Genomic DNA, 11,414 nt, shown 5'->3' with positions numbered 1-11,414 from the left:
TACCTGGAATGCAAATAGCAACCGAAAAATTTAACCACTCTTATATTATTTCCATATCATTCATTTCGGCCCTTGGTGGGTACCTTTTCGGCTTTGATTTCGCCGTAATCTCGGGAGCTTTGCCTTTTTTAAAATCACAGTTCGCGCTGAGTGCCTTGGGTGAAGGTTTTTTAACCGGCTCGCTTGCCCTTGGCTGTATGGCCGGGAGTCTGCTGGCCGGAAGGATCGCCGACCGTTACGGAAGACGCCCCGGCTTAATGGTAGCAGCTTCGATCTTTGCGCTGTCTTCGGTAGCGATGGCGTTCGCCGCAAATCTGCCTGTTTTTATCCTGTTCCGATTTGGAGCGGGCATCGGCGTGGGCATGTCTTCCATGCTCAGTCCCCTTTATATATCTGAAATTTCGCCTGCTGCGGTGAGGGGCAGAAACGTGGCACTTAACCAGTTAACCATTGTTTTGGGGATACTGATCACAAACCTTGTCAATTATACTCTGGCTGACAAAGGGCCGGAAGCCTGGAGATGGATGTTCGGCCTTGGCGTGATCCCATCCCTGCTTTTTCTGTTTGGTGTTGTTTTTTTGCCGGAAAGCCCCCGTTGGCAACTCAGCAAAGGGCTCAAAGCAGATGCACTTAAAACACTTTGCAAAATTGGCTCAGCAACTGCCGCGGCCAGGATTGTTGAAGACCTGGAAAAAAGTGCACCAGCCGCAACCAATGGCGGTTATCTTAACGTATTTGCCAAAGCGGTGCGGCCGGCTGTTTTGGTTGGTGTGACACTTGCTGTTTTCCAACAATTTTGCGGGATCAATGTCGTGTTTAATTATACCTCCACTATTTTTAAATCTATAGGAGCCGATCTTGACCGCCAGCTTTGGGAAACGGTAATTATCGGCGTGGTGAATACCTTATTTACTTTATTGGCGATGTGGCAGGTTGATCGTTTAGGACGAAAACCCCTGATCATGTTCGGTTCGCTTGGCCTGACCATTATTTATCTCGCGCTGGCGTATGCGCTCGGCCATCAGGCTTCCGCCGGGTGGATATCTTTTCTGGTATTGCTCGCCATTGCAGTCTATGCCACATCTCTGGCTCCTGTTACATGGGTTATAATATCTGAAATATTTCCTAATCACATCAGGGGTACTGCTTCTTCTTTTGCCATACTATGTTTATGGGGAGCGTATTTTCTGCTTGTATTTACTTTCCCCCTGCTGGCTGAAGCACTGGGAACTTACGGGCCTTTTTACCTCTATGCGGTTGTTTGTTTTTTCGGATTTGTGTTCATTAGGATTAAAGTCAAGGAAACTAAAGGACAATCCCTGGAACAACTGGAATCAAATTTTGCAGCACATTAAATATAAATATGAAATACATGATAGTTAAAGCCTGGATAGAAAAAGTGATTATCCCGACCTACGGGGCCGGAGAGCCTGATAAAAACCCGATGTTTTTTGAGAAAAGGATCTACCAGGGCAGCAGCGGGGTTGTATATCCCAACCCGGTGATCGAGAAAATATCCGATGAAAAAGAAGACCGGGGATACACTGCCGTTTTCCTCGAAAATGCCTTCATTAAAATAATGATTCTGCCTGAATTGGGCGGACGGGTTCAGATGGCTTACGATAAAATCAAAGAAAGGCATTTTATCTATTATAACCAGGTGATCAAACCTGCTCTTGTTGGTCTTTGCGGCCCATGGATATCCGGCGGGATAGAATTCAACTGGCCGCAGCATCATCGCCCGAGCACCTTCGATGCCGTAGATTTTAATATTGAAGAGAATACTGATGGCAGTGTAACTGTTTGGGTAAATGAACTGGAAAAAATGTTCCATACCAAAGGCATGGCCGGATTTACCCTTCACCCGGACCACGCTTACCTGGAAATAAAAGCCAGGCTATCTAACCCGACGCCGCTACCGCAAACTTTTCTTTGGTGGGCCAATCCGGCGGTTAAGGTTAATGACCATTATCAGTCTGTGTTTCCCCCGGATGTTAACGCGGTTTTTGATCACGGCAAACGGGACGTTTCCACGTTTCCCATTGCTACTGGCACTTATTACAAGGTCGACTACAGCCCTGGAACGGATATTTCGATGTATAAGAACATCCCGGTACCAACGTCCTATATGGCTGTCAACTCCGCATATGATTTTGTAGGTGGCTATGAACATGATTCCAAAGCAGGTATGCTGCATATAGCGGACCATCACGTTTCTCCGGGGAAGAAGCAATGGACATGGGGCAACGGAGATTTTGGCATCGCCTGGGACCGCAATCTCACCGATGAAGACGGCCCATATATTGAATTAATGACGGGTGTTTACACGGATAATCAACCCGACTTTACCTGGCTGATGCCATTTGAAGAAAAGTCATTTACGCAATACTTTCTTCCTTACCGTGAACTGGGCCTGATCAAAAATGCAAGCAAGGATCTGTTGCTTAGTCTTGATTTGAACCAAAATGAACTTGGTGTAAAGGTTTTTGCCACATCAATGTACAAGTCAGTCGGTATCAGGGTTTTTATAGGAGCGGATCTGCTGTTTGAGGATATTGTCGATATAGACCCCTATAACATTTATGACCGCACGTTGAATGGCCCTGATCATATAAAAGAAAACGCTATTACTGTCAGTATAATTGATAAAAATGGCAAAGAATTGCTGCGTTATAACGGAAAACAGGAAAACGAAGATATACCGGTGGCTGCGGCACCTGCAGAATCGCCGGCGGATATCAACAATGCAGAACAATTGTTTTTAACAGGGCAGCACCTGGAACAGTACCGCCATGCCACTTTTAATCCTGTTCCTTATTATGAAAAAGCATTGGAACTGGATCCCGGCGATGTCCGTAATAATAACGCGCTTGGTGTGTGGTATCTCAGACGCGGGATGTTCGAAAAGAGTGAAGCTTTTTTTCGGGCAGCAATCAAAACCTTAATCGCCAGAAACCCTAATCCTTATGATGGCGAACCCTATTTTAACCTGGGGCTTAGTTTGAAATACCTCGGTCGTAAAGAAGAGGCTTATGAGGCGTTTTTTAAAGCCGGATGGAGCAGCGCCTGGCAGGATGCAGCTTACTATTTTATAGCACAACTCGATTTATTGAAGGGGGATTATGAAAAAGCACTTGAGCACATCAACTGGTCAATTGACAGGAATGCCCGGAATGGCAAAGCCTATCTGATCAAAATTCAGGCACTTAAAAAAATGGGGAAGGTTACTGAAGCGCTTTCCGTTGCTCAAAGTACTATTGAACGCGACGGCTTTAATTTCGGGGCCCTTTACCAATTGTACTTATGTTATCAGGAACTTCAGCAGGAAGACAAAGCCATGCAGACCTTGAATCTGCTCAAGTCCCGGAGCCGCGGCACTGCGCACAACCTGATTGAATGCACAATTGATTTTATCAATCAGGGCTTATACCAGGATGCCGCAGCCATCTTATTACTGGCAAATAAGGAGGAGTTCAATACACCGCTTATTAACTATTACCTGGTCTATATTTATTCCAGGTCAGGTGATCAGCATGGTTGTATGAACTATTTGACGGTAGCCGCTGTAGTAGACCCGGGTTACTGTTTTCCGAATCGCCTGGAAGATATTAAGGTGTTGAAAAATGCTATGAAGCTCAATCCTGCCGACAGCAAAGCACCGTACTACTTGGGTAACCTGTATTTTGATAAGCGCCAGTATGCAGAAGCCATCAGCCTTTGGGAACTATCTTACCAAATTGACAGCGAATTCGCAACTGTAAACAGGAATCTTGGAATTGCGCTGTTTAATAAATCCGGGGATAAAGACAGGGCGCTTTTTCATTTCAACAAGGCATTTCAACTTAATAAAAATGATGCAAGGATGTTAATGGAACTTGATCAGCTCTATAAGCGCCTTAATTATAATCCTGAAAAACGGTTGGCCTTTTTACAGGAAAATCTTGGAACAGCAACGCTGAGAGATGACGTTTACCTGGAGATAGCTGCAATACGCAATTTTCTGGGTGATTTCGGGGTAGCATATGATATGCTGATGAACCGCAAATTCCATCCCTGGGAAGGCGGTGAAGGCAAAGTGGCTGCTCAATATACTTACAGCCTGATGGAAAGGGCCAAATTGTCGATTTTGAAGAAGAACCCTGAAACGGCTATTGAATTGCTCAACGAAGCGCTACGCTATCCTGACAATTTAGGCGAAGGAAAATTACCAGGGGCACGTGATAATGATATTTATTTTTGGCTGGGTTGCGCTTACCAGGCTTCAGGTGATGAGGAAACAGCCGGTCGGTCATGGAAAACGGCTGCCATTGGAGATGAGTATCCGAGTGCTGCTGTATTTTATAATGATTCGCCACCTGATAAAATATTTTATCAGGGGCTGGCGCTCAGAAAAATTGGAGACGACCACCGTGCCGAAAGTATTTTTAATAAATTGATCAGCTACGGACAGCAGCATATTGACGATCAGATTAAGATCGACTACTTCGCCGTTTCTCTTCCGGATCTGATGGTTTTTGATGGAGATTTGAATTTGCTGAACCGGATTCATTGTCTTTATTTACAGGGCCTCGGTCAATTAGGTTTAAATAACCGGAAAGAAAGCGTTGCCCTGTTTCAGCAAGTACTCGAGATGGAAACGATGCACCTTGGCGCGAAAACCCATCTTGATTTAGCTGCATCCTATCATCAGTTGGCAGATAGTTTTTTAAAAGTTTAAAAAGAAAATTGGTTCTATAATTGGTTTAATAAAGGAACGGGAGTGATCCCGTTTTTTTCGTTTTAGGATTTATTGGAACAAGCCTGGCGCAGGCTTACGGGTGTTCCTGACGGGAGGATAAAACAGGTGATTTCTCTGACAAGATTTAGCTGGAATATGGCTGACCGGGAATAGCCTCTAAAGTATTTTTCTTAATCATAATATAGTCCAGTTTTTACAAAAGATAGTCTATGTTACGCAGGTTGATTCCCGTTAGTTTTGTTCAACCAATTCAATCCTAAATATTAAATTATGAAAAGAAGATCTACACTAATTATGGTGTTGTTCCTGTTCTTGTGTAACCTGGCTTTCTCCCAAACCAGGTTAATCAAAGGGCGGGTAACAGATAACGCCGATCAGACCCTTATCGGGGTAAGTATTACGCTGAAAGGCTCAAAAGGCGGAACGGTATCCGATGCCTCGGGCAATTTTCAGTTAAATGCAAAGGCCGGAGACATCCTGGTATTCACTTATATCGGTTTTGCCCGAAAAGAGGTGCCGGTAAGCGATTCGCAGCAATACGAAGTAAAGCTCAGCCCATCCGATAACATGCTCAATGAAGCGGTAGTTATTGGCTACCAAACTATTACCCGCAAGAGCGTAACCACAGCGGTTTCGTCGGTGAGCACCAAAGATATTGCGCCCACCACGACGAGTAACGTTGCAGATGCGTTACAGGGCAAGGTGCCCGGACTCCAGGTGTTCCAGGGAGGAGGAGTTCCCGGCGCGCAGCCCAAGCTACTGATCAGGGGCTTTGCAACCATCACCGGTTCCAGCGACCCCTTGATCGTCGTGGATGGTGTTATAACGTCCTTCGGCAGCCTAAACGATATCAACCCTTCTGATATTGATAAGGTAGATGTTTTGAAAGATGCTGCGGCAACAGCCATTTATGGCTCCAGGGGAGGCGAAGGCGTTTTATTGATTACCACCAAACGGGGGAAAGACAAAGTTCAGATCAATTTTAACGGGACTTCCGGGATGAGCCACTGGGTAAATCCAAACCTGGCCCAAACCGATGAATATGTTAGCTTTTATAAGCAGATTTATGCTAATAATAACCAAACATTACCTCCAGCCGGAGCAGTGACCAACATTAATACGGACTGGTGGAAAGCATCTGTAAAAAATGCGTATACGCATAATTACAATGTTAGTGCCTCTGGGGCTAAGAACGGGCTTTCATTTTATGGCGGCGCAGGCTATTTTGACCAGACGACGAATTTTAATGCGCAGCGCAGTACTGGCGATTACCGAAAAATTACAACGAGGTTCAATATTGATTATCAAATATCCAAAGCATTTAAAATCGGGGTAAATCTGGCACCGCGTTTTGAGACTTACGGTGATGGCGGCGGAACCGGCCTGTTTAATGTGATGTCAATCGCGCCAAACGTGGCGGTCACCAAGTCTGTAGCTCAAACGCAGTCTGACGTTGATGCTTATGCATCGTCTAATCCGAGCTGGAGCTTTACCGCTTACAATCCGCAGTACAGCCAGTTCACCCGGTCAAATTTCAACAACATCAACAATCCTGTGGCCGCAATGGCCCGTGATTTCAATAACTCCAAACAATTCGGTACGCAAGGGTCAGCTTACCTGGAGATCAACCCAATAAAAGGGCTGACTTTTAAAACCAGTCTTTCAGGATTTTATAATTCGCTAAATCAGACGAACTATAATCCGAAGTATTTTATTGATCCGCAGGACAGGAACGACAAATCGGGCGTTTCTCAAAATACGATAGTTAATTATCGCTGGCAAATTGATAATACCCTCAATTACATCGGGGCGATAGGTAAGCACCATTACAATATCCTCGTAGGCCAGTCGGCTGATAACTATACTTATAATAATACTTATGTCTTCCGCCAGGACATTCCTTATGATGCTGAACCTTACAGGTATATTTCTGCGGGAGCCACGCTTGCAGACGGTAGCGGTACACACCAGCCGGGGGCGGGCCCTTTCGGTAAGATGAACTCCTATTTTTCAAGAGTTTCTTATGATTTCAATGAAACTTACTACCTGACAGGTTCATTCCGGGCAGACGGATCTTCGCTGTTGTCCCCCAAAAACCGCTGGGGTTATTTCCCTACCGTTTCGGGTGCTTACGTGATCTCGAATGAGTCATTTATGAAAGATTTAAAGTGGCTCAATTATTTAAAGCTGAGAGCCTCTTACGGCCGTGTAGGTGGTAATCTGCCTGGCGCACCGGGAGCTTATGAAAGTACATTGGGGCTTTCTGATTATATCAATGGAGACAGGAGCAGGATTTACGGTTATGTACCGGCTAATGTGCCAGACCCTGATATCAAATGGGAAACAACCCAGGACGTTACTATTGGTTTAGATGCAGATTTCTTCAATAGTAAGTTGTCGGTATCTGCGGATAAATACTGGCGGACACCCAAAGACATGCTGTTATACCTCCCTGTGCAGCCTTCATTGGGCTATCCTCAGGGATATATTCCGACCATTTATACCAACGTGGGTAGTATTCGTACAAGCGGTTATGAGCTTGCCATCAACTATAAAGACAATATCGGCAAATTATCCTACGGTATCGGATTGACACTGCAGCACTTTATCTCCAGGGCCGTTGACTTGAAAGGACAGATCCTTTACGATGAGATATCTAATGATGTGTTCCAGTCAACGAGAAGAACAAAAACCGCGGCCGGTGATATTCTTGGTGGCTATTATGGATACCAGGTACTCGGCGTTTTTCAAACCGCGCAGGATGTTCAGAATTATAAAGGCCCTGATGGTTCCGTGTTGCAGCCAAATGCAAGGCCGGGCGATTTCATGTACAAAAATGTTAATGGCGATAATAAAATCGACTTGAACGACCGGACATCAATCGGGAACCCTTATCCTAAAATATCTACGGGCTTAACGCTCCAGGCTGCCTACCAGGGTTTCGATATCCGCGCCGAGTTTTATGGGTCCTTCGGCAATAAGATAGCTGATGATTACCTGGTACGGATGAACCCTATTTATAATTACAATTTTATCAGCGGCAACGAGAAAAAGTTTTGGAACGGACCGGGAAGCACCAACAGCTATCCGATCTTAAGTCTTTCAGATCCAAACGGTAATTTTTCAAATAACTCCAGCTTCTTTATAAAAGATGGAAGCTATGTGCGGAACAAACTGCTGCAATTGGGCTATACCGTACCAACCAAAGCACTTAGGGGTGTTGCGAAAGTCCGGGTTTATATATCCGCACAGAACCTTTTCACCATTACGAAATATGATGGCTTGAATCCGGAAGTTCCTTTCGGTGGGGTACTGCGTTACGGAATTGATAACGGGCAGAATCCTATTCCTAAATTTTTCAATATTGGATTTAACGCAAACTTTTAACATTCAGCAAAAAACACAATGAAACGTTTAAAATATACGATACTGATACTGGCTGCGGCCGCTATCACCAGCTGCAAAAAAAGTTTCCTCGAACAGGAACCTTACGGAAACTCTATTCAATCAGGTACTTTTTACAACACTGTTGACGAAGCCACCGGGGCAACACTGGCCAGTTACAAATACATTGATTTTGATGACTGGTGGCAAACACAATGGTGGAAGCAGGTTGGCGGCGAAGCCGCTTCCGATAACGAATGGATCGGTGTTAATGGCGGTCAGGGCACAGCTGTTCAGGCTGCTCATTATACGCTTAACCCGGAAAATGACCGGATAGAGGCGCATTGGATAGAGATTTACAAAAGTATATACCTTTTCAACGCGACCATGGAAGGCCTGCAGAATGCAAAAATTGATGATGGCGCAAAACAAAAACTGATCGCTGAACTCAAATTTCTTCGGGCCTTTCAATATTTCGAGCTTGTCCGAAACTGGGGAGCGGTGCCTTTGATCACTAAAACGCTTTCGCCCCAGCAAAACGATTACACCCGCACAAGTGCGGCAGATGTTTATAGTTTTCTTAAACAGGATCTGAATAGTGCCATTGCAATACTTCCTTCAAAGTCTCAATACAGTACCACGGATAAATTCCGGGTATCAAAAGGCGCGGCACAGGCCTTACTCGCCAAAATTGATTTATATACCGAAAATTGGGCTGAGGCACAAAGCGTGAGCGCGCAAATTATCGCATCGGGCGACTATACGCTGGAGAACTCTTATGGTAACATTTGGCAAACCACAAATTATAACGGTAAAGAATCCATATTTGAAATTCAATTCCAGTACTCAACCCAGTATCCCAATTTAGGTAATGTTTTCCCGACCACATCAATGCCCGGAACAGAAGGAGGCTGGGGCTATTTTACGCCTACAAGCGACCTGGAAAATGCATTTAAGGCTCAGGGTGATAGCGTTAGGCTGAACTGGACGATCATTCGTCATCATTTCCCCGTGATCGGCGATCCCGCAAACACTTCATTTGATGCCAATCCGTCACAATGCAAATCGGCCCGTTACAACCGCAAAGTTTATATACCGAGATCAGAACGTACGCCGAATGGCAGGTTTTCAAAAGATCATATTTACCTGAGGCTCGCCGACGTTTACCTGATGAACGCCGAAGCAGCAGCTATGCAACAACAAAGCCAGCAGGCCTTGCAATCTTTAAAAGCAGTCAGAGACAGGGTCGGGCTTACTACCAACATGAACCTCAGCGGCTGGGACCTTATCAATGCTGTTCGTACGGAACGCAGGCTTGAGCTCGCGCTTGAAGGAGATAGGTTATATGATATCAGGAGATGGAAAGATCAAAGTGGTCAGCCGGTGATCAATAGTATCATGGGGCCGAACGGGAGTTTTGTTAAGTACAATACGCAACAAAGCAAAGACCCTTATGAAACGACCAATCTAAACGAACCTCAGAATAAAGGTACCAGTTTTGTTGCCGGAAAACACAATCTTTGGCCGATACCATCCAAAGAAATTATTGCCTCACAGGGAAGAATTACACAAAACCCCGGTTACTAATTTACTAAATGCCGCCTGCGCAAGCAAGCGGCTTATTGATACAAAATGAAGAAACAGATACATTTTAGTTTTATTTCACTTTGCCTGCTACTATTCACTACTGCATCCGGGTGCAGTAAAAAAACAGTAATGCCGGAAACCGACAATCATTGCTATGTAAATGGTGTAGATACCTGTAATAAGGCAGAAGTAAAAATTGTCATTAACCTGGGGGACGAAAAACAAACCGTCAGTAGTTTTGGAGCTTCTGATTGCTGGACAACAAAATTTGTTGGTAAATGGGCTAATTCCACTAAAAAGAACCTGATCGCCGATTATCTTTTCAGCATGGACAATGATGCCAATGGTAATCCTAAAGGTATCGGATTATCGCTCTGGCGTTTTAACATCGGAGCAGGAAGCTTTGAACAGGGCACAGCCAGCGGCATTCCAGATGAATACCGGCGTGAAGAGTGTTTTTTAAATGCGGATGGCACCTACGATTGGACAAAGCAGGCAGGGCAGCAATGGTTTTTAGCAGCAGCCAAATCCAGGGGAGTTCAAAATTTTCTGGGATTTTCCGTTTCACCACCCGTCCAGTACACGGTAAATAACAAAGCCTTTGGATTGGCGAACAGCCAGCTCAATTTGAAATCAGATAAGCAGGGAGCATTTGCAGATTTTCTTGTCGCTGTTGCAAAGCACTTTCAAAGTACCGGTACGCCTTTTAATTTTATCAGCCCTTTTAACGAGCCGCAATGGAACTGGGGTGAAAACCCGAGCCAGGAAGGTACCGGCGCTACCAATAACGATATAGCGCAGTTTGTAAGAATTTTAGGGCCTAAAATACAGTCTGCCGGGGTATCTGCTAAGATCGCTCTTGGCGAAGCCAATCAATGGAATTCACTGGATGCAAATAATAGCGATAATCGCGGGGACCAGATCAATCAGTTCTTCAACCCTGCTTCATCTAATTATATCGGTAACGTTTCGGCTTTAGAACATTTGCTTTCTGCCCATAGTTATTTTACTACCTGCCCAGGCAGTGACCTGGTAAATTACCGTCAGAATGTTGCAAACAAGCGTAATAGTATTGCGCCATCGCTTCAGTTATGGCAGTCGGAATTTGGAATTCTCGGTGATATTTGCGGTCAGGCAAACGGCTATCCTCGGAATCTGAGTATCGACTACGGGCTGTATGTTGCTAAAGTTGTCCACAATGACCTTACGGTCGCTAACGTCAGTTCCTGGCAGTGGTGGCTGGCAGTTGATACTTACAATTATAGTGACGGACTGGTTTATATTACTGATCCAGCAGGCGGTTATGACCTGAACGCTATGAAAAGTGACGGCATTGTAAGCGATTCCAAGCAGCTTTGGTGCCTGGGTAATTACTCACGGTTCATCAGGCCGGGAATGATCAGGGTAGGTGCAGCTATCAGTGATATCACGGACGCTGTTGTTGCAGCCGGTTCTCAAATGGTTTCAGCCTACAAAAATCCGGCGACCAAGCAGTTTGTTATTGTGATCATCAACACCAGTGGCAACGAAAAAAAATACACGCTGGATACAAACGCAATCAAACTTGCCAATGCAAACATTGATGTTTTTACCACAAGTGCTTCCAGGAACTTGCAAAAATCAACTGTCACTACAAATAAGCTTACTTTAGAGGGGCGTTCGGTGACTACTTTAACAGGAACTTATCAATAATAACCCGGGATCA

The 11,414-nt window shown here is 44.9% G+C and carries 5 protein-coding genes; all 5 read left to right on the top strand.

The window, feature by feature from the left end:
* The first annotated feature begins 8 nt into the window (after positions 1 to 8).
* The gene (locus MUCPA_RS11910) at positions 9 to 1,355 is read left to right on the top strand and encodes a sugar porter family MFS transporter (RefSeq protein WP_008506632.1); all 1,347 of its coding nucleotides are present in this window, start codon (positions 9 to 11) and stop codon (positions 1,353 to 1,355) included.
* An 8-nt stretch (positions 1,356 to 1,363) separates the two neighbouring features.
* Positions 1,364 to 4,717: a tetratricopeptide repeat protein gene (locus tag MUCPA_RS11905; protein WP_040625862.1), complete on the top strand. Its 3,354-nt coding sequence runs from the start codon at positions 1,364 to 1,366 to the stop codon at positions 4,715 to 4,717.
* Between the two features lie 291 nt (positions 4,718 to 5,008).
* Positions 5,009 to 8,125 (top strand): SusC/RagA family TonB-linked outer membrane protein, encoded by a 3,117-nt coding sequence (locus MUCPA_RS11900; protein WP_008506630.1) that lies wholly within the window; start codon positions 5,009 to 5,011, stop codon positions 8,123 to 8,125.
* A gap of 18 nt (positions 8,126 to 8,143) precedes the next feature.
* Positions 8,144 to 9,709, top strand: coding sequence for a RagB/SusD family nutrient uptake outer membrane protein (locus MUCPA_RS11895; RefSeq protein ID WP_008506628.1), 1,566 nt, complete (start codon positions 8,144 to 8,146; stop codon positions 9,707 to 9,709).
* 45 nt (positions 9,710 to 9,754) lie between these two features.
* Positions 9,755 to 11,401: a glycoside hydrolase gene (locus tag MUCPA_RS11890; RefSeq protein ID WP_040625860.1), complete on the top strand. Its 1,647-nt coding sequence runs from the start codon at positions 9,755 to 9,757 to the stop codon at positions 11,399 to 11,401.
* Positions 11,402 to 11,414: the final 13 nt, after the last annotated feature.

The organism is Mucilaginibacter paludis DSM 18603, assembly GCF_000166195.2.
Taxonomy (GTDB): Bacteria; Bacteroidota; Bacteroidia; order Sphingobacteriales; family Sphingobacteriaceae; genus Mucilaginibacter; species Mucilaginibacter paludis.
This window is presented reverse-complemented; position numbering and strand designations above follow the sequence as displayed.

Excerpts from the sequence above, each read along its gene's own strand:
- MUCPA_RS11910 (WP_008506632.1), top strand. The coding sequence starts at position 9 with ATGCAAATAGCAACCGAAAAATTTAACCACTCTTATATTATTTCCATA.
- MUCPA_RS11905 (WP_040625862.1), top strand. The coding sequence starts at position 1,364 with ATGAAATACATGATAGTTAAAGCCTGGATAGAAAAAGTGATTATCCCG.
- MUCPA_RS11900 (WP_008506630.1), top strand. The coding sequence starts at position 5,009 with ATGAAAAGAAGATCTACACTAATTATGGTGTTGTTCCTGTTCTTGTGT.
- MUCPA_RS11895 (WP_008506628.1), top strand. The coding sequence starts at position 8,144 with ATGAAACGTTTAAAATATACGATACTGATACTGGCTGCGGCCGCTATC.
- MUCPA_RS11890 (WP_040625860.1), top strand. The coding sequence starts at position 9,755 with ATGAAGAAACAGATACATTTTAGTTTTATTTCACTTTGCCTGCTACTA.